General features: G+C 66.0%; 19 protein-coding genes and 1 tRNA gene. 7 read left to right on the top strand and 13 right to left on the bottom strand.

The genetic code is table 11. From position 1 onward, the window contains the following. Positions 1 to 267 precede the first annotated feature (267 nt). The gene (gene pdxA, locus G5C50_RS00045; RefSeq protein WP_165063403.1) at positions 268 to 1311 is read left to right on the top strand and encodes a 4-hydroxythreonine-4-phosphate dehydrogenase PdxA; all 1044 of its coding nucleotides are present in this window, start codon (positions 268 to 270) and stop codon (positions 1309 to 1311) included. On the opposite strand, the gene G5C50_RS00050 is transcribed toward pdxA, so the two are convergent. After that, a complete protein-coding gene (locus tag G5C50_RS00050; protein WP_165063404.1) occupies positions 1312 to 1986 on the bottom strand; it encodes a hypothetical protein in 675 nt (224 codons plus the stop codon). An 83-nt stretch (positions 1987 to 2069) separates the two neighbouring features. Then, positions 2070 to 3179, bottom strand: a complete 1110-nt coding sequence (locus tag G5C50_RS00055; protein WP_165063406.1) for a carbohydrate kinase family protein — start codon at positions 3177 to 3179, stop codon at positions 2070 to 2072. A 126-nt stretch (positions 3180 to 3305) separates the two neighbouring features. Here G5C50_RS00055 and G5C50_RS00060 point away from each other — a divergent pair, with 126 nt between their 5' ends. Further along, complete coding sequence (locus G5C50_RS00060; protein ID WP_165063408.1) at positions 3306 to 4187, top strand: MBL fold metallo-hydrolase; 882 nt, start codon at positions 3306 to 3308, stop codon at positions 4185 to 4187. A gap of 19 nt (positions 4188 to 4206) precedes the next feature. On the opposite strand, the gene G5C50_RS00065 is transcribed toward G5C50_RS00060, so the two are convergent. Together G5C50_RS00065 and G5C50_RS00070 are read right to left on the bottom strand one after the other, a co-directional pair. Beyond that, complete coding sequence (locus G5C50_RS00065; protein WP_165063410.1) at positions 4207 to 6396, bottom strand: serine/threonine-protein kinase; 2190 nt, start codon at positions 6394 to 6396, stop codon at positions 4207 to 4209. A 129-nt stretch (positions 6397 to 6525) separates the two neighbouring features. Continuing rightward, positions 6526 to 7155 carry a PEP-CTERM sorting domain-containing protein gene (locus G5C50_RS00070; RefSeq protein WP_165063412.1) on the bottom strand — a complete coding sequence of 210 codons (630 nt, stop codon included), beginning with the start codon at positions 7153 to 7155 and terminating at the stop codon, positions 6526 to 6528. Between the two features lie 367 nt (positions 7156 to 7522). Between G5C50_RS00070 and G5C50_RS00075 the strand changes: the two genes are divergently transcribed. From G5C50_RS00075 to G5C50_RS00090, 4 genes are all read left to right on the top strand, one after another. Further along, complete coding sequence (locus G5C50_RS00075) at positions 7523 to 8674, top strand: aldose epimerase family protein (RefSeq protein WP_165063414.1); 1152 nt, start codon at positions 7523 to 7525, stop codon at positions 8672 to 8674. 307 nt (positions 8675 to 8981) lie between these two features. Then, positions 8982 to 10784, top strand: a complete 1803-nt coding sequence (locus G5C50_RS00080; protein ID WP_165063416.1) for a sodium:solute symporter family protein — start codon at positions 8982 to 8984, stop codon at positions 10782 to 10784. A 12-nt stretch (positions 10785 to 10796) separates the two neighbouring features. Continuing rightward, entirely contained in the window at positions 10797 to 11054 is a 258-nt protein-coding gene (locus G5C50_RS00085; RefSeq protein WP_165063395.1) for a hypothetical protein, read from the top strand. Next, complete coding sequence (locus tag G5C50_RS00090) at positions 11051 to 12886, top strand: alpha-amylase family glycosyl hydrolase (RefSeq protein ID WP_165063418.1); 1836 nt, start codon at positions 11051 to 11053, stop codon at positions 12884 to 12886. The genes G5C50_RS00085 and G5C50_RS00090 overlap by 4 nt, the downstream gene beginning before the upstream one ends. On the opposite strand, the gene G5C50_RS00095 is transcribed toward G5C50_RS00090, so the two are convergent. The 3 genes from G5C50_RS00095 to rfaD all read right to left on the bottom strand — a co-directional run bounded on the left by G5C50_RS00095 (position 12887) and on the right by rfaD (position 15192). Continuing rightward, the gene (locus G5C50_RS00095) at positions 12887 to 13465 is read right to left on the bottom strand and encodes a Uma2 family endonuclease (RefSeq protein ID WP_206107544.1); all 579 of its coding nucleotides are present in this window, start codon (positions 13463 to 13465) and stop codon (positions 12887 to 12889) included. It lies immediately after the preceding gene. A 79-nt stretch (positions 13466 to 13544) separates the two neighbouring features. Next, positions 13545 to 14186: a Uma2 family endonuclease gene (locus tag G5C50_RS00100; RefSeq protein ID WP_165063422.1), complete on the bottom strand. Its 642-nt coding sequence runs from the start codon at positions 14184 to 14186 to the stop codon at positions 13545 to 13547. A gap of 43 nt (positions 14187 to 14229) precedes the next feature. Further along, positions 14230 to 15192: an ADP-glyceromanno-heptose 6-epimerase gene (gene rfaD, locus G5C50_RS00105; RefSeq protein WP_165063424.1), complete on the bottom strand. Its 963-nt coding sequence runs from the start codon at positions 15190 to 15192 to the stop codon at positions 14230 to 14232. Positions 15193 to 15674: 482 nt separating this feature from the next. Between rfaD and G5C50_RS00110 the strand changes: the two genes are divergently transcribed. Beyond that, positions 15675 to 15763: transfer RNA gene (locus G5C50_RS00110), tRNA-Ser, on the top strand. A gap of 959 nt (positions 15764 to 16722) precedes the next feature. Here G5C50_RS00110 and G5C50_RS00115 read toward each other — a convergent pair. Genes G5C50_RS00115 through G5C50_RS00140 form a run of 6 tightly spaced genes read right to left on the bottom strand, consistent with a single transcriptional unit; the run spans position 16723 to position 23899 of the window. Then, complete coding sequence (locus G5C50_RS00115; RefSeq protein ID WP_165063426.1) at positions 16723 to 19002, bottom strand: GDSL-type esterase/lipase family protein; 2280 nt, start codon at positions 19000 to 19002, stop codon at positions 16723 to 16725. 3 nt (positions 19003 to 19005) lie between these two features. Beyond that, on the bottom strand, positions 19006 to 19389 hold the full coding sequence (locus tag G5C50_RS00120; protein ID WP_165063428.1) for a hypothetical protein: 384 nt from the start codon (positions 19387 to 19389) through the stop codon (positions 19006 to 19008). Then, positions 19386 to 20000: a hypothetical protein gene (locus tag G5C50_RS00125; protein WP_165063430.1), complete on the bottom strand. Its 615-nt coding sequence runs from the start codon at positions 19998 to 20000 to the stop codon at positions 19386 to 19388. Before G5C50_RS00125 ends, G5C50_RS00120 begins: the two co-directional genes overlap by 4 nt. Further along, positions 20000 to 20368, bottom strand: coding sequence for a hypothetical protein (locus tag G5C50_RS00130; RefSeq protein ID WP_165063431.1), 369 nt, complete (start codon positions 20366 to 20368; stop codon positions 20000 to 20002). The genes G5C50_RS00125 and G5C50_RS00130 overlap by 1 nt, the downstream gene beginning before the upstream one ends. Then, entirely contained in the window at positions 20365 to 22359 is a 1995-nt protein-coding gene (locus G5C50_RS00135; protein ID WP_165063433.1) for a hypothetical protein, read from the bottom strand. Before G5C50_RS00135 ends, G5C50_RS00130 begins: the two co-directional genes overlap by 4 nt. A 1-nt stretch (position 22360) precedes the next feature. Further along, the gene (locus G5C50_RS00140) at positions 22361 to 23899 is read right to left on the bottom strand and encodes a hypothetical protein (protein WP_165063435.1); all 1539 of its coding nucleotides are present in this window, start codon (positions 23897 to 23899) and stop codon (positions 22361 to 22363) included. Between the last annotated feature and the right edge of the window lie 2 nt (positions 23900 to 23901).

Below are 23901 nucleotides of genomic sequence, written 5' to 3' on the forward strand. Positions count from 1 at the left end.
CGAATGGCCGGATGACCAGCCGACGCGCGCTTTGCCGTCCGTCTATAATTCATGTGAGCGTCACGGCCTTGTGGAAGTCCGCCCGAAGGGCCGGATGAGGGGGGATCGGCGTTGGACCGAGTGCGAGCCGCCGGATGGGCATCCGACGGCGGTCGTCCCCCTCATCTAACCGCTTCGCGGTCTGTCTTCCCCCACGAGGGGGGAAGACCGTTTTCGTCCGTGACGGTCAGTGACAACAAGCCTGCCCGAGCACCGAGAAACGCCGTCATGGACCGTCCGAAAGTCGCACTCACCATGGGAGACGTCGCTGGCGTCGGTCCCGAGTTGATCGCCCGGGCCTGGAGTCGGCCCGAACTGCACGCACTCTGCTCCCCACTCGTCGTCGGCGACGTGGCCGTCCTCCGTCGGGCCATCGAGGAGACCGTCGGCGACGGCGAACGCCCTCGCGTCCAGCCGATCACGACCCCCGAGGAGGCCGATCCCTCCCCCTCGCTCATCCCCTGCTTGCAGCCCCCGGGGGCCGAGGACGTGGTCGAGGTGAAACCCTGCTCGGTTGACGCCCGCGCCGGTCGGGGGTCGTATGTCTACCTCGTCCACGCCATCGACCTCGCCCTGGAGGGTCGGGTCGACGCGATCACGACGCTGCCTCTGAACAAGGAATCGCTGAGCCTGGCGGGCGTCCCCCATCCGGGGCATACGGAGATCCTCGCCGAGCGTTGCGGTACGCCCGATCACGCGATGATGCTGTATCTTCCGTCGCACGAGGGGCATGGCGTGGGCGTGGTTCACGTCACGCTCCACATGGCCCTGCGCGACGTCTTCGACGCGATCACCATCGAGTCGGTCGCGGCCAAGATCCGGCTGGCCGACCGCTCGATGCGGCCTCTGACGGACGACGGCTCTCGACCGCGGATCGCCGTGGCCTCGCTCAACCCCCACGCCGGCGAGCACGGCCTCTTCGGCGACGAGGAGATCACCACGATCGGGCCTGCTGTCGAAATCACGAGGTCGGAGGGACTGGCTGTCTCCGGCCCCTTCCCCAACGACACGCTCTTCCGGGACGCCCTTAGCGGGAAATTCGACGCCGTCGTCGCCATGTATCACGACCAGGGGCACATCGCCCTGAAGACGGTTGGCTTCTGGAACGGCGTGAACGTGACGCTCGGCCTGCCGATCGTCCGCACGAGCGTCGCGCACGGGACAGCCTTCGATATCGCCTGGAAAGGGACGGCCGATCCCTCAAGCCTGTTCGAGGCCCTGCGCGTGGCGGCGAGGATGGTCGCCTGGAACCGTCGACATCCTCAGGGGTGATCAGAGCCGGGTGCGGGGTCGCTTGGGAGCGTCCGCGGGAGGCTCGGCCGGAGCGGGATCCGTGCCGGGGGCTGTGGGATCTCCGCCCGGTGCACCGGGCATCTCTTCGATGATGGTCGGCTGCCGAAGGTGGACGTCGTCGCGGGCTTCAGACAGGTCCAGCAACTCGTCGAGAGCGTCCTGGATGTCGTGAATCTCTCGATGCATCCCGCTGATCTCGTTCCAGATGCGATCGAGCGGATCCTCGGACCCTTCCTTGTCGGTGAAGATGAGGAGGTTGTCCTCGGGGATCAGCCTGTACGTCATGCCGACCTGATCCAGCAGCAGCTTCAGGCCCGTCTTGAGGCGTCCGTTCTTCAACGCCAACTCGACGGGCTCGTCCTTGTCGAGATCCAGCCTCTGCATCGCGGAGATGTCCAGGACGACTTCGCCGCCGAGATCCATCGACAACTTGCGGACGACCTGATCGAGGGGCGTCGGCCGGGGGAAGTCGAACGCGTAAGGCCGGAGCAAAGCCTCTTGAAGCGAAACCTTCCCCTCGGTCTGCGGCGGAGCCGCCGTGCCGACCGGCGCGGGTTCCTGAGGGGGCTTCTGCGCGTGCAGCGGGATTTGCGAAGCGGCCAGCAGGCCGACCACCAGCCCCGCGAGGCCGAACAGCGTGTTACGGAACGTCATCGGCCGCCCTTTCCGATCCTGCAGCAGGGACTTCCGCCCGGATCGACCCAGGCGGCAACCTCGCCATTGTAACCCCGCCGCCGTTAGTCGACGACCCTTCCTCGCGTGACGGTCGCGTCGACTTCCACCGTCGAAGGAAACCCGAATCCGGTCCGATCCAACACCAGCGCTGAGGCCGCCGACGCTCGGATCGCCGCCTCGCGGACTAACTCGACCTCCGCTACGCCCGACTCCGGCTGCCAGCCTCGCTCCATCAAGGTCGCGATGAAACAAGCCGCGAACGCTTCCCCGGCGTGGTTCGTGTCGCGAGGGGGCCGATCGCGGGGAAACGCCGGCAGGGTCAGCGACTTCGCCGACCCCTGGGGATCGGTGAACCGAACCAGCACCCCCGCCGGCCCCCGCGTGACGACCAGGATCGAGAGTCGCGCCGCGATTTCCTGGGAATCCTCCAGGGCGTCCCATTCCGCCTGGTTGCAGCAGAGGACGTCGACCGGCGCGATCAGCTTCCTCGGCGGATAGGTTCGGTCGAGTACGTTCCGTATCGCGGGAGCCAGAACGCGAAGCCGGGGCCCGGGCGCCTTGAGCACGTCGGCGGCAAGCCGGTTCGCCAGCCCGCAGACGACGAGGACCTCGCTGGGGATCGCGGTGAGCGGGGCTAGATCTTCGGGCTGGAGGGCGTCGTGGCAGCCTCGGAAGCCGACAGCCAGCTTGTCGCCGTGCGGCCCGCTGGAGACCAGCAGCGTCCAGTCGGCCGGGACGTTTGTGCGGATGGCCGTGCTCGAAATGCCGTGACGATCCAGCAATTCGGCGACCGCTCGGCTCGTCGGGTCGTCTTCCGGTCCCAGGGCCGAGACCAACTCTCCCCCCAGAGCGGCTGCAAAACCAGCGCCCATGCCGCCCAGATCGTCCTCCCAGACGACGCCGCGAACCCTGCTCCGGCTTTCGGCCGACGGGCCGACGGGCCGGTCAAGTTCGACGGCCCCCCACGGTCCGGGCCAGTCGGGCGGCGGCGCGATTGTGATCGTGCTCCTGTCTGGGCCTATCAAGACAAGCTCGTCGCCGTCGCCGAACCCCTGCCGGCCTTCAACGCTCTGATCCAGCGGTGAATCGCATTCGGAGCCGAGTAAAGGGCGGTCCACTCGCAATACGCGGTCAAGATAAGCAGGGCCGAAGACCCGGACGCGGCCGAGCATGGGGCGTTCCCCTGGGAAGAGAAGTCGACCCGCGGGGTGAACCCGACGTGTTCAGGCCGATCTTCATCGGTCTATAATACTAGATCGCCTTTCGAAGGTTCCCGCGTCGTGCCGAAGGAGAGTAGGGTGTCGGTTGACATTGAATCGGATGTGGAGTCGCTCGATCATCCCGTGGACAACGCGCCTGTACGCTCCACGTCCCATCGGGGGCTGACGATTGAGGGCTATTCCCGGGCCGCCGTCCAGACGTACTGGCGGGTGCCGGAGCTGAAGCTCGGCTTCGACCTGGGGCTGCAGCCGTGGTCGTTCATGACCACGCCCAACTGGTTCGTCTCCCACGCCCACCTCGACCACATCGCCGCCCTCCCCGTCCTCGTCGCCCGCCGCCGGATGATGAAGATGGAGCCGCCGACGATCTATCTGCCCACCGAGGCCGTCGAAGGGGTCAACCTGATCCTTCGCGGGTTCCAGCGACTGGATCGCGGGCGGCTGCCGGTCAAGCTGGTGGGCGTCGAGCCGGGGGAAGAGATCCAGCTCTCGCGCGAACTGGTTGTGCAGGTCTTTCCGACTCGGCACACGATCCCCTCGCTGGGATTCCTCGTCTGGGAGCGTCGGAAGAAGCTCAAGCCCGAGTATCACGACCTGACCGGCGAGCAGATCCGCGACCTGCGGCTCTCCGGCGTCGAGGTCTCGTCCGAGATCCGGATTCCGAAGGTCGCCTACATGGGCGACACCGCGCCGGCCGGCCTCGACGCCAATCCGGAGGTGTATCGCGCCCAGATCCTGATCCTGGAGATGACCTTCGTCGCCCCCAACGAGCGGCCTTCGGTGATCCACAAGTACGGGCACACCCACCTCGACGACCTGATCGCGCGGGCCGACCGGTTCGAGAACGAGATGATCGTGGCCTCGCACTTCAGCACCCGCCTGCACCCGGACCACATCCAGCGGATCGTGGACCGGCGTCTGCCGGATTCGCTCCGGTCGCGGATGAAGATCTGGCTGTGAGCCTTCGCCGCTGGAGTCGTCAAGGCCCCGGCGGGTGCGGAACGCTCTCCAGAAGTCTCTTTAACTGAACGTCGTCCGGAAACGACTCGACGAGTCCCCGGGCGACGGCTTCGACCTTGCGGTAACATTCGGCGGCCCGGTCCCTGCTTCCGGCCTTGGTCCAGACGTCCCCCAGCGCCCACCAGGCCGTGAGCGTCCGGCGGCGGTCGCCGGGGCCGGCCGGGAAGTCGACGGCCAGGGCTTCGTAGGCTGCAATCGCGCGCCGATAGGCGGCGTCTGCCTTTTCCGGCCTTCCCTGGGCCGCTTGTAACGCGGCCTCAACCTCGTCCCTTGCGGCGCGGACTCTCCGGAGGGGGGGCGATGGTTCGTTCGGCGCGTCGGGGAGTCGGACGGCGTCGAGAATCGACCGGGCCTCCTTCAACTCGTTCCGGGAGATGAGTTGGTTGGCGCGGTGGAGTTCCCACTCCGCGGCGGCGATCGCATGACCGGACTCTGAGGGTTCGCGTTCCGCCAGCCGACGATAGAGGTCCGCCATCTTCTCCATGGCTGCGACCAGGGCCCTGTCGTCACCGGATTCAGCGGCGTCGGGCAGTTTTCGGGCCGTCGCCAGCACGTTGAGTTTGAGAACGGCCGGATGATCCGGGGCCGTCGCCAGCATCTGATCGGCGGTCGAGGCCGACTCGCTCCTCAGGGCGTCCGCCTCGTCCCCGCGCCCCAACCGATCGAGGATCGAGGCCAGTTCGAAGCCCAGGATGCCGCGATTCGCCTGGAGCGTCCGATCCGTGGTCGAGCTTTCGGCGAGTCTGCCCATGGTCTCGCGCGCCCGTTTGTAGGACCGGGCGGAGTTGTTCAGGTCGCCCGCCGAGGCCTGCGCAGCGGCCAGGCGAGAGTAGGCGTCGGCCAGGTAGTAGGTGACCTGGGGTCGGTGGGGGGCCAGAGCGTCCAGGTCGTCGAGCGTCTGGCGGGCCTGGTCGAGAGCCTCGATCCGGAGAGCCTCGCCTCCCGGCAGCGATTTCAATTGGTCGGAGAGCCCGAACTGGTGGCGATCGAGCGACTTGAGCGTGGAATCGAGGATCTTCTCGGTTTCGGCCCGAGCCTGGTCGAGGCGGGCGTTGGCGGCGATGAGTTCGGCGTTGCTCTGGGACAGGTCCGTATTGGCCTTGTTGACCTGCCGGTTCTTCTCGGCGACCCAGGCGAAGCCCACCGCCAGGCCGACGACGCCCGCGGCGGCCAGGCCGGACGCCGCGGCCTGCCAGGGCCGACGACGAGCCCACCGCCAGGCCCGCTCCACGAGTCCCACGGGGCGTGCGGCGATGGCTTCCCCGTTTCGGAACCGGTTCAGGTCGTCGGCCAGTTCAAGGGCCGTGGCGTATCGTCGTTTGGGCGACTTCTCCAGGCACTTCAGGCAGATCGTCTCCAGGTCGCGGGGGACCTTCGGCTGCAAGTTTCGGGGCGGGACGGGGTCCATCCAGATGACCATCATCAGCGTCTGAACGACGTCCGGGCTCTGAAATGGAGGACGCCCCGTCAGCATTTCGTAGAGCAAGGCCCCAGTCGCATAGACGTCGACGGCTACGCCCGACGCGCCGGGCTCCCCCTTCGCCTGCTCGGGAGGCATGTAGGCGGGGGTGCCGACGATCTCGCCCGTTCGGGTCAGATGCTCCGCCGGAGAACCGCCTGAATCGCCGCCCCTGTCGAGAAGCTTGGCGACGCCGAAGTCGGTCACCTTGGGCGTACCGTCCTCGGTGAGCAGGATGTTCCCTGGTTTCAGGTCGCGGTGGACGACGCCCTGCTCGTGCGAGGCCGCGATCGCTCGGGAGACGGCCTCGACGATCTCAGCCGCGTGGCGAGGATCTTGAGGAGTCGCGGCCAGCTTCTGCGAGAGCGAGCCGCCCGCCACGAATTCCTGGATCAGGAACGGGACGCCGTCGGCGTCGCCGGCCTCGTAAAGCGAGGCGATGTTCGGATGCTGGAGCCGGGCGACGGCCCTCGCCTCGTCGCGAAATCGTGCCAAAGAACGCTCGTCCGGGTCGCGCACCAGAACCTTGAGCGCGACGATGCGTTCCAGGTCGACGTGGCGAGCCCGATAGACCTTCCCCATGCCTCCCCGGCCGACCAACTCGAGGACGACGTATCCCGGGATGTTCGGCGCGTCTGGCGGGGGGGATGGGGTGTCTGTGGATGTCGCATCAATCGTCGGGTCCAGCATGGGGCGCACCTGTCTGGAGTGGCTCGGGGGCCCGACGGAGACCTGCAAACGACGTCCCGGCGCGCGTCGAATCCCCGGCAGGAGTCGATCCGCCGGGGACTCGGTCGTCGAGAGTCGGTCGTCGTTCGATCAGGCCGAACGCCGGCGCGCCGCCAGTCCGATGGAGGCCAGCGCCCCGATTCCGAGAAGTACCAGACCGGCGGGTTCGGGAACAGCCTGGATGCCCGTGCCGGAAACCTGGGTGATGCGGAGAGAGACCCCGCCGGTGTTGTCGCCCACCGCGTTGTCGCGAACCATGAAGTTCAGCACGGCGTTCGTCGACAGCGTGAAATAGGCGGTGAAATTCTGCACCGCAGCCTGCGAGGCCACCTCGGCGGCGCTCGACCCGAGCGCGGAGCCCATGCCGAAGAGGACCGTCTTGTTGGCGTCGGACTCGTTGGAGATCAGGAAGCTCCAGGCCCAGTTCTGGCCGCTGCTCGACTCGTTGAAGCGGAAGGCGTTGTAGAGCGCGCCGACCTCGCCGTAGGCGTTCGTCACCATGTAGGTGCCGGCCGTCAGGATGAGTTGATTGAGGCCGCCGCCGGGGGCCTCGGAGATCGGGGTGACGACCTGGCCAACCGTGGGCGCGAGGCCGCTCTCCGCGTACCCATAGTAGCTGGAGTTGATGTTCACGATCACATCGGCCGAGGCGAATCCCGGGATCGCGAGAATGAGCGCGAACAGACCGGCGAATCGGAAGGACCCGAGTCGAATCGTCATTGCTGCCTCCTTGGTGTTGCGCCGAGGTGTCGGCGTCGAGACCGGGCCCGCTTTCCATCGCGGGCTCGCCGGGCGAAGTCTGTCGACTTCCCGGCGGGTCGTCCGGCGGCCTTTCTTCGCGTGGACGAAGAAGGTCGGTGAGTCAAGATAAGCGAAACGCCGGATCTGTCAAGGCTCACCTTCAACGCAAGCGGCATGACGCGAAGTTGCCGGCGATCCCGTCGCGACCCCGTTGCGTTCGGCTCCGGCGCTGGTCACGATGGGACGTATTCGCGAGGCCGAACGCGTTTTCACGCGAGGCCGACGCGCTCTGCACTGGACCGATCCTAGGTCGTGGTCTCCCCTTGGGGGATGTCGAGGTTCCGCTATGAACGCGTTCGCAACTGGCGTGGGACGCGCCCACGCCGCGCTCTTCGGGTGGCTGGCATTAATGGCGATCGTCGCCCCGGCTTCGGCGCTCGGCGACGTCTCGGGGCTGAGCAAGATGGACTTCGGCAAGACGAAGGACGGCCAGGCGGTCGAACTTTACACGCTCAAGAACGGCAAGATCACCGTCAAGATCGCGACCTACGGCGCGACGGTCGTCTCGATCGAGGCCCCTGACAAGAACGGGCATGTCGACGACGTCACCCTCGGCTTCGACTCGCTCGAAGGCTACCTGGGCGAGCACCCCTACTTCGGCGCAACCGTGGGCCGCGTCGCCAACCGGATCGCCAAGGGGAAGTTCACGCTCGACGGCAAGGACTACTCGCTCGCCATCAACAACCCCCCCAACACGCTTCACGGCGGGGTGAAGGGCTTCAACCGGGTCGTCTGGAAGGCCGAGCCGGTGCAGTCGCCCGCCGGTCCGTCGGTCCGCATGACCTATGTCAGCCCCGACGGCCAGGAGGGCTACCCGGGCAAGATGACGACGAGCGTCACGTTCACCGTCACCGCGAACGACGAGCTGCGGATCGAGTACAAGGCGACGACCGACAAGGCGACGCCCATCAACCTCTCGAACCACACCTACTTCAATCTGGGCGGCGGGTCGTCGGATTCCTCGATCCTCGACCATGAACTGACCCTGGCTGCGTCGCACTACACGCCGGTCGACGACACGCTGATCCCGACCGGTGCGATCGCCCCGGTCGTTGGGACGCCCGTCGACTTCACCAAGGCGACAAGCATCGGCGCCCGGATCGCCGCGATGACGGGCGACCCCGGCGGCTACGACCACAACTTCGCGCTCGACTCCAAGACCGGCGCCCTGGCCTTCGGAGCGCGAGTCTATGACCCCAAGACGGGCCGCGTGCTGGAGATGACCACGACCGAGCCGGGCGTGCAGTTCTACAGCGGCAACTTCCTGGACGGCACGAACGTCGGCAAGAAGGGGCGAGTCTACAAGAAGCACCACGGCCTCTGCCTGGAGGCCCAGCACTTCCCCGACTCGATCCACCACGCCAACTTCCCCAACGCCGTCCTTAAGCCCGGCGAGACCTACACCCAGACGACCGTCTATAAGTTCTCGACCCGCTGAGCCTGACCGACGTCTTCCCCCCTGGAGGGGGAAGACAGACCGCAAAGCGGTCAGATGAGGGGGGCGACCGGCGGCGGTTTTTAACAAGCTTCGGAGCCGCGGCCTTCCGGATCTCCGCCCCTCATCCGGCCCTTCGGGCCACCTTCCCCCTCAAGGGGGGAAGGCCGTCGTCGACGCCGTTACGACGGTTCAGCGACACCTCCGAATCCCCTTCTTCCAACTCCTTCGACCCAAGCCGAGCTGGAATCACGGCCTGATCGAGACGATTGGCCCGCCCCGCTCGCCGTCCGTGCCACAGGAAAGACGCATGCATACCACATTGGCGTGGATCGATTACCTGATCATGGTGATCTATTTCGCCTTCGTCCTGGGGATCGGCTTCGCCCTGAAGCGGTTCATGAAGACCAGCACCGACTTCTTTCTGTCCGGGCGGTCCATCCCCGCCTGGGTCGCGGGGCTGGCCTTCATCTCGGCGAACCTCGGCGCTCAGGAGGTCATCGGCATGGCCGCCTCCGGCGCCAAGTACGGGATCTCCACGGCCCACTTCTACTGGCTGGGCGCCATTCCGGCGATGGTCTTCGTCGGCCTGTTCATGATGCCGTTCTACTACGGCTCGCGGGCGCGGTCGGTTCCCGAGTACCTGCGGTTGCGGTTCGACGAGAAAACGCGCGGGCTCAATGCGATCAGCTTCGCCGTGATGACGGTGATGTCGTCGGGCATCTCAATGTACGCGATGGCCAAGCTAATTGAGACGCTGCACATCTTCGACCCGCTGATGCAGGCGCTCGGCCTGCCGATGAGCTATGTCTTCCACCTCAGCATCATCGTCTCGGCCCTGATCACATTGGGCTACGTTTACCTCGGCGGCCTGACGAGCGCGATCTACAACGAGGTGCTCCAGTTCTTCCTAATCGTCGCCGGATTCTTTCCGCTCGTGGCGCTGGGGTTGTGGAACGTCGGCGGTTGGGAAGGCCTGGTGGCGAAGTGCCCGCCGGGCTTCGGCCATGCCTGGAAGGGGATGACAAACCCCGACAACAACCCGCTGGGCGTCGAGTGGTTCGCGCTGGCGATGGGTCTGGGCTTCGTCCTCTCGTTCGGCTACTGGTGCACGGACTTCCTCGTCGTCCAGCGGGCGATGGCGGCCGACTCGATGAGTTCGGCGCGTCGGACGCCGTTGATCGCGGCGGTCCCCAAGATGATCTTCCCGTTCCTGGTCATCCTCCCCGGCCTGATCGCCGTCGCCCTGCCGACCCCGACCGCCGCCGACCTTCCCGCCGGCGCTCCGGAGTCGGTCGTGAAGGCCGAGTCGATGGGTAAGGGGATCATCCCGGCCAAGGTGGACTCCGCTGGAGTCGTCCAGGTCGACACCAACGGCAAGCCGGTGCTCGACTACGACCTTGCGATCCCCAACATGCTCCTCCACTACTTCCCGACCGGCATGCTTGGCCTCGGCTTGACGGCCCTGCTCGCGAGCTTCATGTCGGGCATGGCGGGCAACATCACGGCCTTCAACACGGTCTGGACGTTCGACATCTACCAGGCCTACATCAAGCCCCAGGCCAGCGATAAGCATTACCTCTGGATGGGCCACTTCGCGACCCTTTTCGGCACGGTGATCTCGATCGCCGCCGCGTACGTTGCGACCAAGTTCAACAATATCATGGAGCTGCTCCAGCTCGTCTTCGCCTTTGTCAACGCCCCGTTGTTCGCCACCTTCGCACTCGGCATGTTCTGGAAGCGGGCCACGGCCGACGGCGCGTTCTACGGGCTGGTCTCGGGCATCGGCGCTGCGGCTCTCCACCACGGCCTGACGCTCCCCGGCGGGTCCGAACCGGGGATCAAGGGGGGCTGGATCCACGTCCTTCACCCCTACCGAAATGAGATGGCCCAGAACTTCTGGACGGCCATCTGGGCCTTCTCGGTCTGCCTCGTCGTGACCATTGCCGTGAGCCTTGTCACGAAGCCCCGGCCCGACAAGGAGCTGCAGGGCCTCGTTTACTCGCTCACGAAGCACGACGTCGATGAACACCTGCCCTGGTACAAGTCTCCCGGGTTCTTTGGGATCGTCGTGGTCCTGTTGAGCATTAGCCTGAACCTGATCTTCCGATGAGGATGCGACGATATGTCCCTTGATATTCGGGTCCCGATCGGACTTCTCTTCCTCTGCCTGGGGGGCTTGCTCACGGGCTTTGGAATCGTGACGCACTTCACGAATCCGGGCATCTACACGATGTCTCTGAACGTGAACATCAACCTCTGGTGGGGCCTCGTCATGATCGCCTTCGGCGCGGCCATGTTCTACTACGGTCGCCGAGGCGTCGCCCTCGCAGGCACGAAACCCGAGGCGAAGGACGCCCTCGCTGCGGGGGACCTTGATTGAGCCGCCTCGTCCGGCTGATGGTCGTCGGTTGCTTCGCCATCACGGCGACCTCCGAGGCTCAATCCGTCGACCGCGTCGGCCCGCCTTCCTGGTGGGCCGACGCCTCGACTCAGAGGATAACGCTCCTCGTCGAGGGCTCCGGCCTGCTCGACGCGACCGTTCGGGTCTCGGAAGGCCCGCTCCGCATCCAGCGGGTCGAGGCGATCGCCGGCGGCCGGGCGCTCTTCGTTGACGTCGAGATTCCCGCCGGCGCCACTCCCGGTCGGTGCGTCCTGGAGGTTGGGCCGTCGCGGATCCCCTGGGAGATCGTCCCCCGGCCTGCTCGAAAGCCCCAGCCTTTCGGGTCTGACGACGTCCTCTACCTCGTCATGCCCGACCGTTTCGCCGACGGCGATCCTGCCAACAACGACCCTCCCGGCGGCGATCGGATGTATGACCGGAAGGACTCCCACGCCTACCACGGGGGCGATTTCGCCGGTATCCGCAAACGCCTTCCCTACCTCGCCGACCTCGGCGTGACGGCCCTCTGGCTCACGCCGATCTACCGGACGGCCGACACCTGGACCGAATCGAACGTCGACGGCCGACCCCGGAAGATGGCCGACTTCCACGGCTATGCCCCGGTGGACTTCTATGGGATCAACCCGCGATTCGGGACCTTCTATGAGTACAGGTCGCTCGTCGACGAGGCCCACGCCCTGGGGATTAAGGTGATCCAGGACCAACTCCTGGGCTTCACCGGCCCGAAGCACCCCTGGCGGAACCGCCCTCCGACCGACGCCTGGCTGCACGGCCCGATCGACCACCCGCCGCAGTGCACGTTCAAGACCGAGACCCTGGCCGATCCGCATTCCCGGGAAGTCGACCGCCGAGGCGTGACCGACGGCTGGTACTATGGCGTCCTGCCCGACCTCGACATGCGCGACGAGCGGGTGATCCGCTACGCCGTCCAGCAATCGCTCTGGTGGACGACCCTGTTCGAGGCCGATGGCGTCCGGTTGGACACCTTCCCCATGGTCGACCGCACCTTCTGGCGGACCTGGCACGGTCGGCTTCAGGAGGTCCATCCGGGGATGCTCGTGGTGGGCGAGGCCATGTGCTGGGACGCCCCCCTGCTGAGCTTCTTCCAGGGAGGACGGGTCGGCTGGGACAGCGTAGATCCGGGGGTTCAGTCTGTCTTCGACTTCCCGATGTGGGGGTCTTCGCAGGGCGTGTTCAAGGGGAAAGACCCCGTGTCGGCCCTCGCGAAAGGGCTGGCGAACGACCATCTGTATCCCCGGTCCGACCTGCTGGTCACGATGCTCGACAACCACGACCTGCCTCGCCTGGCGAGCGTCCCCGGCGTCTCCCCCGCGCGGCTCCGGCTGGCGGCGGCCTTCCTGCTGACCTCGCGAGGCATTCCCCAGTTGACCTGGGGCGACGAGATCGGCCTCCCCGGCGGTCTCGACGACCGCCGCGACTTTCCGGGGGGCTTCCCCAGCGACCCCCGCGACGCCTTCACTCAGGCCGGTCGAACGCCCGATGAGGACCGCCTGTTCCAGACCTTCCGGGCCCTCCTCCACCTTCGTAAGACCGAGCCCGCCCTGCGCCGGGGGCGGCAGACGACGCTGGTCGCATCGGACGACGCTTACGTCTACAGCCGCGAATGCGAAGGCTCGACGGTCGTCGTCGCCATCAACCGGGGCGAGAAGCCCGCCGTCCTCAAACTGCCGGACTCGTTCAAGGGCTCGGGTGCTGTGCTGTACGGCGAAGCTCGTTGGACGCCCCAGCCTGACGGGGCCGAGTTGGAAGTCCCCGCCGAGACGGCGGCCATTCTTGGCTACGCCCGCTGATCAGTCGTAGAGGATCTCGGCGAGTTCGAGAGTGAAGTCGGGGAGGACGTCCTCGCCGGAGAGAGCCTTGGGCTTCTCCAGCCGCTCGGGGGGGCGGCCGGGGCGGTGGATCTCGACCGTCTGGGTGGTCGGGTCGATCAGCCAGCCGAGTCGGACGCCCTGGTCGATGTACTCGGCCATCTTGGCCTGGAGATCGGGGAGGCCGTCGCTGGGGGAGCGGATCTCGGCGACGAAGTCGGGGGCGATGTGCGAGAACCGCTTCCGCTCGCGCGGATCGAGGGCCTCCCATCGTTCGCGACGGATCCACGAGGCGTCCGGCGAGCGGACGGCGGCGTTTGGGAAGGTGAATCCCGACGAAGGGCTGAAGACCTTGCCCAGCCCTTTCCCCTTGTTCCAGGCCGTCAACGGGAAGCTGAGTTCGTTCTCTCGCCCGCCGCTGTCGGGAGAAGCCGGCGCCATCACGATCAGACCTCCATCGGCCGCCTGTTCCAGTCGCAAGTCTCGGTTCGAAGCGCAGAGGCCGGCGAAGTCGTTGGAGTCGACGATGAGGCGGACCCCCCTTGGGATCGTCAGGCTCACCGCGGTGCTCCCATCGTTAGTCCTTGCCTTCGCGATCGTCGGTCGATCGAGCGTGGACGTGTTCATGGTGCGTCCCCAGTCAGTCGTAGAGGATCTCGGCGAGTTCGAGAGTGAAGTCGGGGAGGACGTCCTCGCCGGAGAGAGCGTTGGGCTTCTCGAGCCGCTCGGGCGGGCGGCCGGGGCGGTGGATCTCGACGGTCTGGGTGGTCGGGTCGATCAGCCAGCCGAGGCGCACGCCCTGGTCGATGTACTCGGCCATCTTGGCCTGGAGATCGGGGAGGCCGTCGCTGGGGGAGCGGATCTCGGCGACGAAGTCGGGGGCGATGTGCGAGAACCGCTTCCGCTCGCGCGGATCGAGGGCCTCCCATCGTTCGCGACGGATCCACGAGGCGTCCGGGGCGCGGATCGCACCGTTCGGGAAGGTGAACCCTGATGACGGACTGAAGACCTTGCCGAGTTGCTTGGCCCTATTCCAGATTCCGAGCTGGATGAGGAGTTCTGCTTCCTGCCCTCCGCTGTCTGAAGAAACGGGAGCCATCACGGTCAGTCCTCCGTCGGCCGCCAGTTCCAATCGCAGGCCTCGATTCAATGCGCAGAGCCCGGCGAAGTCCTCGGCGTCGATCCTGAGGCGAACATCGGGCGGCACAATGAGCGACCAGTGCTGCGTGCCGGGAGGCGTCGCGACGTCGGGCTGAGGGGCTTCGAGGGTCGTAGGCTGCATGGCGGGCCTCTTCGGAGTGGCCGGGTCGTGCGGTCGTCTGGATTCAGGGGGCGTCTTTCCAGGAGAGGGTTTGTTTGACCCCCTCTTCAAGTGTCGTCGCGGGCTTGGCGTATCCAGCGCCTCGGAGTTTGCTCATGTCGGCCTGGGTGTAGTTCTGATACTGGCGGCCGAGCTCTGGCGGCATGTCGATGAATTGTATCCGAGGCTCCCGTCCCAGAGCTGTGAAAACGGCCGTGGCGAGGTCCTGGAACGTCCGCGACGTCCCCGTCCCGCTGTTGAAGATCCCGGAGACGCGAGGATTGGCCCAGAGCCAGAGCATGTGGTCGATGCAATCCTCGACGAACACGAAATCCCTGCGCTGGCCGCCGTCGGGGAAGGCCGGGTCGTTCGATCGGAAGAGGCGGACCTCGCCCGTCTCCAGGATCTGTCTGCGAGCGTGCCAGACGACGCTCGCCATCTTCCCCTTGTGGATCTCCCTCGGCCCGTACACGTTGAAGAACTTGAGCCCGGCCCAGGCCGGCGGCTGGGGGCGGCCCTCGGCGATCTCATTCAGGGCCCAGACGTCGAAGTCGTTCTTGCTCTTGCCGTAGAGGTTGAGCGGTTCGAGGTCCGTCGGCGGGGTGCGGTCGCTGAAGCCCTTCGATCCGTCGCCGTAAGTCGCGGCGCTGGAGGCGTAGTAGAACGGTTTCTCCTCCGACGCGCACCAGTTCCAGAGGGCCTGCGTGTAACCGATGTTGTTTTCCAGGAGGAACGACCAGTCGGTCTCCGTCGTCGAGCTGCAGGCGCCCAGGTGGAAGACGGCCTCGATCCCGACGCCGGCCCCCTTCTCCAGGTCGTGGCGGAACTGCTCCATCGGGACGAAGCGGAACCTCCCCAGCCCCGTCCAGTTGACGGCGGTCGCGGCCGTCAGCGGGTGGTCGACGAGCAGCACCTCTCGGCCGGCCGCCGAGAGTCGATGGGCCAGGTTCGAGCCGATGAATCCAGCGGCCCCTGTGATCGCGATCATCCGTGCCTCTCCCCCATGCGGTCCAGCCTGCGCAACCTGAACTCAAAACGGTCGCCCACCTTACTCGCCCCAGCCCATCCTCACCAGCCGACTCCCTCGCGGGCCCCGTCGACCATCAATCCGCCTCGTCGGCGGGGCCGATGCGAGATGGGTTCGTTCGCGCTGAGGAGAATCGGTTTTCATGAATGTAAAGCTTGTTGTCAAAGGGTGTTATGCGAAGATTTCTGCGTCGAAAATTGGCTTCGGTCGACCATTTTTGCGATTCATTACTCGCAGACCCCCGCCGGGGCGTGCGGCATTTCCCCAAGGGCTTCGACGCCTGATCGCCGTTGCCGGAAGCCGCCGACTCCCAGGTAGTATCGTACGACCAAATCGTCGAATTGATGCGTCATCGCAAGGCCTTCGTTGACGGATCGGGGTCGCTCTGTTAGCTTGGATCTCCGCACCGACTTCCCCATCGACCGGGAGGTTGAGATCGTTGAGGAGAGGTGGCTGAGTGGTCGATAGCGACGGTTTGCTAAACCGTTAGACGGAGAAATCCGTCTCGGGGGTTCGAATCCCCCCCTCTCCGCTCCTACCGTTCCCGTAAGGACTTGCGGCGATTCCCGCCGAGGGCAAGGACGCCCAGTGCATGAATGCACTTTGCCGGTTTCAGGCCGGTTGTCGGATTCAATCCGGTAAAGATCGCCGTCGATGCGTCCTGAGATTCTCTCGCGTCGCATCGGCCCGAGTGCGTCCAGTGCCGGCCCACACGCCTCTGTGGTCGAGCCAAGAATTCTCTCGACGACTCACCTTGGATTGTACCCGGGTGAAATGTCGGATTGCCGAGGTCGCTGAATCCGACGGGAGTAGGGAGGGGGCTCCATAGCAACCCGCCCATTCCCGTTCTGCGTCCTCGTACTCGTACTCCTATTATTGATCTCATTGGTTGGATGGATTGGCTTCGGCTCCGACCATCCACCTTGGTCATCGTCTTGCCCTTCCACCCCCCTGCTCCCATCTCCCTCGTCGGCGAGCCGGCTCGACCATCCTCGAATATTAATCAACGCATGATCATTCCTATCATGCGAATTGCTCGACGTGGTCTGACCGTACGTCCTCCTGTTGTCTTCCGTCATGGTCGTTCCCTCCCCCAACGCCTGGCTCCGCCTTGGTGGTCAAAAGACGGGAGCAGGGGGGGGATCTTTGTGGGGGGCGGGCATGCCGAGTTCGTGGCCTGCTCTTCCTGGGCGTTCTATGTGTGCTCACTCTGAGTGGGGGGTGGCTGCCAATGAGGGCACGCATTGAGCTATGGGGGGACGGCCTTCGATCATCGTCGTCGACGTACATCGTCCAGGACTCCCACCCCCCTGCTCCCTCTTCCCTCCCCGCACGCCAGCTGGATGACGACCAGTCGGATCTTCCACCAACGAGCAAACCCCTCCCCCTACGCCCGGATCCGCCAAGGGAGTCCGAATGCAGGAGCAGGGGGGGGATTCCCTCGGGGGTGGTCGCCGAGGGTTTGTGGTCTTCATCTGGGCGGCCGGGTGGTCAGGCCAAGATGATGGCGGCGTAGGGGTCGGTCTTGATTACTCGACCTGAGGGGGCGGCCGCGGTCGTCAGGGCGGTCGAGGTCGTGGTCGTCGCCGGGGTGGGGGTCGCCGAATCCGCCACCGTGCAGGTCACCTCGTACTCGGTCGAGGGAGTGAGGGCCGGCAAGTGTAGGACGGCCGCGGTCTCTCCCGAGAGGGGTTCATCGTCGAGGGTCCACGAGTACGTCTTTGCCCCCGTGCCTCCAGTCGAGGTGGCCGTGATGGTCGCCGAGGTCGACGTGATCGCCGAACTGGCCAGGGACAGGGTGAGGGCGGCGGCCAGTGTGGTCAGGCCGATGGAGTCGGCCGCGGTCGCCGGCGGGCTGTCCGAGTCGGTCACCGTCACGGCGATCGTATAACCACTCAGGGGGGCCAACCCAGTCAGGTCCAGGACAGCCCCGGTCTCCCCTTCAACAGTGTCTCCGTCGAGGGTCCAAGCGTAGGTCAGCGTCCCGACTCCGCCGGTCGGGGTGGCCGTCACCGTGGCCGTCGACGACGTGATTGAGGACGACGCCAGCGAGACCGACAGCGGGTCCGCCCCCAAGCCGAGAATGGACTCGATCTCGGGTTGAGCGAGTTCGGCGATCGCCGTCCACCCCGCGTCGTTGGGATGGATCCCGTCCACGAAAAGCCCAGAGTCGGCCGCAAGCTCCGAGATGTCCAGGAGGTGGACGCCGGCCTCCTCCCCACCGGCGTCGGCAATGGCACCGGCCAGGGCCGTGTTGTAGTCGCCCACGACGTCGGACCCCACGCGGGCGATGTTCAGGAGCAGGATGGGGACGCCCGGGAAGGTCGCCTGGCTCTGCTCGATGATGTCGGCGATGTAGTCGGCGTAAGCGGAAGGGGTGACCGTCGACCCACCCGGGTAGTTCGACTCGCCGTCCTGGGAGACGTCGTTCATGCCCACGTAGGCCGCGATCAGGTCGGGCTTGCCCATCGTGGCGGAGCCGTAGGCCGTGCAGTAGCCGTTGAACACGGTCAGGATCTGGTCCGAGCGATAGCCGGGGACAGCGATGTTGGCGGCGTTCGCCGGAAGGGCGTTTTCAACCTTGTAGGCCCAGCCCTTCGTGGAGTCGGGATAGGTCGAGCCCGCGAAGATCGCCTGGGTGATGCTGTCGCCGACGAACAGGATCTTCGACCTGAACGTCGATGGGGCCGTAGCCTGACCCGCTTCGGCCGTGCGGAACGCGTAGACCTTGGGGGGCGAGGCTACCGGCGTTCGGAATTCGAGCGTGTGCGTTCCCGTCAACCCGCTTGCGAGGGTCACCCAGCCCACGGTCCCTCCGGTCGGGAGGGTCTGAACGGAGCCGTCCGTCGAGCCGTCTCGCACCAGGTACTGGGCCCCGTTCTTCAGTACCAGGGCTTGCCAGGTCGGAGACGTCAGCACGGATCGACACGCCAGCTCACGGACGGATTCGCCGTTGATCGCACCAACGAAGTCACCTAGGGGTGGCTCGCACTTGCTGGCGTCCCTCGGCGAGTAGCGGCCCCCGACCTCAGCGGCCAGCGTGGGGGTGGTCGCACCGGGGGCACTTCGAACACGAAGGAAGGCACTCGATGAGTCGCCGTTGAACCCCCAGGCGGCCCCGGTGGTCTCATTCCTGATCGTGAGGGGGTGAGTCCCGGCGACCAGGTTGGAGGCGATCGGCAGGAACGTGTAGCCGGTGGGTGTCAGGGCGGACTCGGAACCGTCGATGGAGACGTAGAGAGGGTTCGTCGGACTGCTGAAGTTCTGGACCCACAGCCAGACGTCTCCCGACCCGACCAGGGCCCCGCAGATCTCACCGCTCAGGGCGTTCCAACTGCCCGTCGACTGCCAGTCCCAGACGCCGAACGTGGTCAGGGGTGAGGAGACGCCTCCGGCGGGGAGGTAGGTCAACGACCAGAAACCCGGAGCGGATCCACTGACGGTGATACACGGCTCGTCCAGGGCTCCTGACCAGTCGTAGGAGATCACGGCGACGTGGGGGCCGTCCGTCAGGCCCGAGGCGAGAGTTACGGTCGTGTACTCGCCCAGCATCTCAATCGGGATGTCGACGGGCTCGCCTCCGTCGATGGCCACCGTGATGATGGGGTCGGTGTTCGCCGGGTTGCCGCTCGGCGAGAACACGTAGGGTCGGATCGCCAGGTCGGTCCCGTTGAACTTGATCTCTCCGCCGCCCCCGCTGTTGAAGTCGGAGCCGCTGCGGAAGATGAACTTGGAGGCGTCGCTGGGGCTGGTGATCGTTGCGGTGGGCACGGTCTATGTCCTCGGGGGATGACTCTGGAGTTCAGCCTGAAATACCCCCTCGGCGGGGGGGACGGGAGCAGGGGGGGAATTCAATCCTTCCTCCACGCAGGCCGTGCAGATCTTCGGCGTGACCGACTGCCCGAGCCTCGAACATCGGCCATAGCGGCAAGAACAGGAATCCGGCCCGAAGTATCGGCACTGGCGGGCTTGGTCGAGTAACTCAGCTTCACGGGCGAGTTCTTCGGGAACCTCCTGCGTCGCCTCTTCTCCCGGAGTCGGGATGGTCGTGTCGAAGGGCAGGTCGGCGAGTTCGCGATATTGGGCCCTGGTGACCGGGTCGGGGTTGTCCTCGGACGCCAGCCAGGCCACGCGGGGGATGTCGCCGTAAGTCTTCATACGGTGATCGCCCCCCGGTAGCCGAGCACATAAAACGCCCCGAACTGATAGTTGAAATTCAGGGTGATCGACAGGGGGGAGCAACTCGTGTCGTTAAAGTTGGGCCCGGTGCTTGCGGTCTGCGTGTACTGGTATCGGCTCGCCGAGCAGCCCGTGGAGGACCAGTCGTATTGAGGGACGAGTTGAGGGGCCCCGACCGAAGGCAAGTAGAGTTGCCCTGGTTCGAGGAGGACTTGCGTGCCGGTTCCCGAGAATTGAAGCCAGTAGGCGTTGCCCCTGAGAGAGCCGAACCCGTCGCAATAAACCAAGATCAAGAAGTTCGCGGCCGTCCCGCCCCCAACCCCTACGCAGCCCGATGGAGATCCGACCCCCGTAAGGATCCCGGGCCTGGAGGCACCGTTGACGGTCGCCGGGAAGGGGACGCTGTAGAAGCCGTACCAGCCGTTGTAGCCGCTGTTGTAGTGCCTATGGAGGGTGGTGGAGCCTGCCGTCACCGCACCGAAGGAGGCCCAAGAGTACGTCAGGTCCGAGTCGGGCGGGGTGCAGGCGTGGGTAACGGTCGAGCAAGTTGCGTGGCCGCAGCAACACCGCTTGTAGGAGAGGATCGACATCACGGGCACTCCAGGGGGCTGGCCACGTCGACGCCGTTGACGTTCACGACCGCCAGCAAGATCCCGGCCGAGATGGCTTCGTCGCAGAGGCTGTAGACGGCCGACGTGACGCCCGTCGAGACCAGGCCTCCGCCGTCCACGGCGACGAAATCGGCGTTACCCACCCCCAGCGTCGAACCCGAGCGGGCCGTGAGACCCCCGGTGGACGCGTAGGCCAGTCGGGTGCCGCCGGATCCCCCAGCAGCCCCCAGCCCGGTCGCCATGGCCATCGGTAGTTGCTGCGACAGCCGGACGACCAGGTTCTTGAGGTCGGCCACTTCCCGGCGAAGCAGATCGAGTTGGCGTTCCTTCTGTCGTTCGATGTTCATGACTTCGCCCCCTCGGTGGATCCAACCCCGAAGGCCTTATTCAGGACGTCGGCCCCCTGTTGATTGAAAGCTCCCCAACCGCTCGACGCGGGAGGTCGTTCAGGTCTCATGAACTGGGCCTGGCCGAGCGGGGCGAACCGGTTGCCGACCTGGAGGTTGGTCGTCCAGTGCGATGCCGACTGATTATTCCAGGTCACGTTCACGCCCGTGACCGGAAGGTTGAGATCCTCCCACCCGGTCGTGTAGCCGTCGCCCGTCAGGGAGACCCCGACGCCGAACGAGAGGGCGTCCAGCCAGAGGTCGTTGAGGACGACGGTCCCTTCGACCATGCTGTCCTTGACCGAGTCGAGCAACTCCTGGGCGTAGGCCTCCATGTTCGATTGGTTTCCCGGATCCTTCCAGTCAGGCAGAGTAACGAGCCAGGTCTCCTCCAAGCCCTCGACGTCGTGGGAAGTTCCCTCATAGCCGGAGGCGGGTGCAACGGCTTCCAGGGTGCCCGTGTTGACCGCCAGGAGGGCCCGGACGTCGGCCGGGGGTCCACCGGCGATGTTGTAAGTGGGAGCGACGAAGATGATTTCGCCGGTGTCGTTGTCGATCGAGTGGATGAACAGGGGGAACTCGTTGTACGGCGGGCTTCCACTGGCCGACCAGCAGACCGAGCCGATCGGGTAAGAGGTCGTGGAGACGCTGTCCCCGTTCGACCCGATGAAGTGCTGGGGCGTGCTGAACTGCCGCTGGAGGGCCGCCCAGACCGAGGAGTCCGCGACCTGGTACTTCCGCCAGACGTAGGACGCCCCCGACGATACTCCGTAGAGCGTGAAGTGGTCGTAGCTGAGGTCGGGGAGGGGCTGGTCCAGGGTGAAGGTCGACGTGCCGCCGGACGACTTGCTCGTGTTGGATGTGACGAGCCGGGTGACCGACTGCGAGTAGCCCGTCAGGGTGGTCGACCAGAGGCGGATGTAGCCCTGGCCGTGCGACTGGTTCCAGGCGTTGGCGGCCCAGGTCTGCGTGGTCGGGTTGCTGGTCAGGACGACCGTCAGGGTGTCGGTGCAGGTGCAGGTCCCCTCGGACCGGGCGAGCTGGTCCTGGGCGTAGTCGGTGGTCCGCCATGCGGCCTTGGCGGCGGCGTTCGTCGTATAGGACCCCCAGGCGAACTTCTCCAGGAGGCCGCCGAGGGCCGTCGAGTACATCTTGCCCTCGTTGATCGGCGTGCCGCGGATGAGCACCCGCTGGTAGCAGTCGGCGACCGAACGACGTAGCGAGGGGGGATTCACCTTGTCGAAGTCGAGCGTGAAGGTGTGCTCGGACACCGATCGGAGGTTGAACACCCGGATCGTCCCGTCCCCCATGACGTGCAGCCGGTGGTTGGGCTGGACGCTCTCCAACCAGGTCGCCAGGGCCGAGAGGAGTTTCCCCCCGGAGACCCGAATCTCCTGGACCGGGATCAGGGTGAGGGCCGCGAGATCCGCCAGGGTCGACGAGGGCAGCGTGTAGGTCGTCGGGGGGCCGGCCGTCACCGTGTAGCCGCCGATCCCCTTGGAATGCAAGAACGAGGCGTTGACCTCCATCGTGAGGACGTCAGCCAAGATCTCGCCCACGGACTTCCCGCTACGCGAGGTGCTGTAGAACGGGCTGTCGCTCTTGAAGTTGTAGGCGGCCGAATCCGTCAACGAATAGTCGTCGGTCAGGGCGGTGCGGTCGGCCTCGGCCCGGAGGTCCCGGCAGAGGTAGGTCGTCGTGAGCCCGCCGACCGGGAAGCTGACCTCGTTGTCGACGATCCGGCCCGCGAAGTAGGTCGTGCCGTCGATGGCCAGGGAAACGGTCTTCCCCATCCAAGGGTCGACCAGGCCGGGGAGAGTCCCGCCCCGACGAGCGAGGGTCAAGCTGGAATAGCCGCCCAGGTTCAAGGACATCGCAGCCGGCCAAGGGGAGTCGGACCCGAGTTCGATCGGGGAGCCGTCGACGGTCAGCGTGGTCGTGTGGTCGCTCATGTCAGTAGCCGAACTCGCAGATGGAGGGGACGGTGCCGGCCTGTTGGAGCAGGGTGGTCAGTCGGGCGTCCGCTCGGCCGAAGCGGTCGGCCATGCCCTGCTGGTTCTTCACGATCTGCTCCTGGATGGCGTACTGGGCGGCCGTCCGGTCGTCGAAGCCCATGGTCTGCTGGAACTCCCGGGAGGCGTCCGCGGCGGCCCTGACCTGGTCGCGTGAAAGCCCTAGCCCGGCGACCGTCTTCTCGCGTCCGTACTTGTCCACGGAGGTCCGCTGGAAGTCCTGGACCTCGACGTCCCGGATGATGTCCTGGCCGGGGTGGTCGCGGGCGTCCTTCTCGGCGGCGAGCTGGTCGTCCTCGATCTGCTTTCGGACCGACTCGGATATGGCGTGGTAGCCCTCCGCGAGTGTCTTGGCCATGCCGTCGACTTCCTTGTCGAAGGCCTCCTTGACGCCCTTCATGTACTCCTGGAGGCGGGCCTCGTTGGCGTTGGCCTGCCGCTTCATGAACTCCTCGGCCTCGCGGTCCAGATCCTCCTCGATCTGATCGAAGGCCTTCTTGAAGATCGGGGAGTCCCGCCGCAGGTTCTCGACGTCGAGATTGGTCGCCCCACGCAGCACGTCGGCCAGCTTCGCGACGCCTTCCTTGTAGGGGGCCCCGATGGTGGTCGCGATGTCCCCCGCCACGGCCTCACCGCCGCCGGCCGCCGCGACGGCCTTCTTGACCTGGTCGGTCAGGGCCTTGTACTTGTCGCCGGTGCTTGACTTGATGCCCTCGACCAGCCCGTTGTCCGCCGCCGCTTCGGCCGCCTGGGACTGGGTGGACTTCAGGGCTTCCAGCCTCTTCAGTTCGGGATGGCTGAGGGCGTCCGTCAGCGACTTCTCTTCCAACCCCGCGATCTCGTCGGAAACGCTCTTCAGCACCTTCTGAAGGTTGCCGAGATCCGCCGCGATTTCCGGGACCTTGGGCAGGCCTTCCCCGAGCTTGCCCGTCAACTTGTCCCAGTTGTCGTACAGGAGGCCGGCCCCGATGCTGACGATCGAGATGGCACCGGCCAGCCCGGCGGCCCCTCCCAACTGGGTGATCAGCGAGGGGATGTTGTTCTGCACGGAGCCGATCGCCCGGCCCAACCCCTGGGTGCCGAGGACGCTCGTGAAGTCCTGGACTGCGAATGCGGTCGTCTGGATCGCGTTGCCGTATCCCTTGGTCTTCTTCCCCGCGTCCTCGGCCGCCTCGGCGGCCTTGGTCGCCTCCGAGCGATAGCGGACCAGCGGAGGGGCGGAATCGGCGACCTCCTGGGCGAGGACCCGCTGGGCCCTGGCCTGCTCGATGAGCTTGGCGACGTAGGCGTCGGACGACTTCTGTGCTTGCTGGAGCTGGGCGAAGTTCGAGCCTGAGCCGGCCAACACCTCGTAGGCGTCTTCGATCGCGTCCTTGGAGTGGGTCGCACTCTGGCCGACGCCGTCCAGGGCCTTGTCGACCTTCTTGGCTTCGTCGACGACCTTGGAGAAGTCCGCACCCAGCTTGATTTCATCGGCCATCG

Source organism: Paludisphaera rhizosphaerae (assembly GCF_011065895.1).
GTDB classification, from domain to species: Bacteria; Planctomycetota; Planctomycetia; order Isosphaerales; family Isosphaeraceae; genus Paludisphaera; species Paludisphaera rhizosphaerae.

Excerpts from the sequence above, each read along its gene's own strand:
- pdxA (WP_165063403.1), top strand. The coding sequence starts at position 268 with ATGGACCGTCCGAAAGTCGCACTCACCATGGGAGACGTCGCTGGCGTC.
- G5C50_RS00050 (WP_165063404.1), bottom strand. The coding sequence starts at position 1,986 with ATGACGTTCCGTAACACGCTGTTCGGCCTCGCGGGGCTGGTGGTCGGC.
- G5C50_RS00055 (WP_165063406.1), bottom strand. The coding sequence starts at position 3,179 with ATGCTCGGCCGCGTCCGGGTCTTCGGCCCTGCTTATCTTGACCGCGTA.
- G5C50_RS00065 (WP_165063410.1), bottom strand. The coding sequence starts at position 6,396 with ATGCTGGACCCGACGATTGATGCGACATCCACAGACACCCCATCCCCC.
- G5C50_RS00070 (WP_165063412.1), bottom strand. The coding sequence starts at position 7,155 with ATGACGATTCGACTCGGGTCCTTCCGATTCGCCGGTCTGTTCGCGCTC.
- G5C50_RS00075 (WP_165063414.1), top strand. The coding sequence starts at position 7,523 with ATGAACGCGTTCGCAACTGGCGTGGGACGCGCCCACGCCGCGCTCTTC.
- G5C50_RS00080 (WP_165063416.1), top strand. The coding sequence starts at position 8,982 with ATGCATACCACATTGGCGTGGATCGATTACCTGATCATGGTGATCTAT.
- G5C50_RS00085 (WP_165063395.1), top strand. The coding sequence starts at position 10,797 with ATGTCCCTTGATATTCGGGTCCCGATCGGACTTCTCTTCCTCTGCCTG.
- G5C50_RS00100 (WP_165063422.1), bottom strand. The coding sequence starts at position 14,186 with ATGCAGCCTACGACCCTCGAAGCCCCTCAGCCCGACGTCGCGACGCCT.
- rfaD (WP_165063424.1), bottom strand. The coding sequence starts at position 15,192 with ATGATCGCGATCACAGGGGCCGCTGGATTCATCGGCTCGAACCTGGCC.
- G5C50_RS00120 (WP_165063428.1), bottom strand. The coding sequence starts at position 19,389 with ATGAAGACTTACGGCGACATCCCCCGCGTGGCCTGGCTGGCGTCCGAG.
- G5C50_RS00125 (WP_165063430.1), bottom strand. The coding sequence starts at position 20,000 with ATGTCGATCCTCTCCTACAAGCGGTGTTGCTGCGGCCACGCAACTTGC.
- G5C50_RS00130 (WP_165063431.1), bottom strand. The coding sequence starts at position 20,368 with ATGAACATCGAACGACAGAAGGAACGCCAACTCGATCTGCTTCGCCGG.
- G5C50_RS00135 (WP_165063433.1), bottom strand. The coding sequence starts at position 22,359 with ATGAGCGACCACACGACCACGCTGACCGTCGACGGCTCCCCGATCGAA.
- G5C50_RS00140 (WP_165063435.1), bottom strand. The coding sequence starts at position 23,899 with ATGGCCGATGAAATCAAGCTGGGTGCGGACTTCTCCAAGGTCGTCGAC.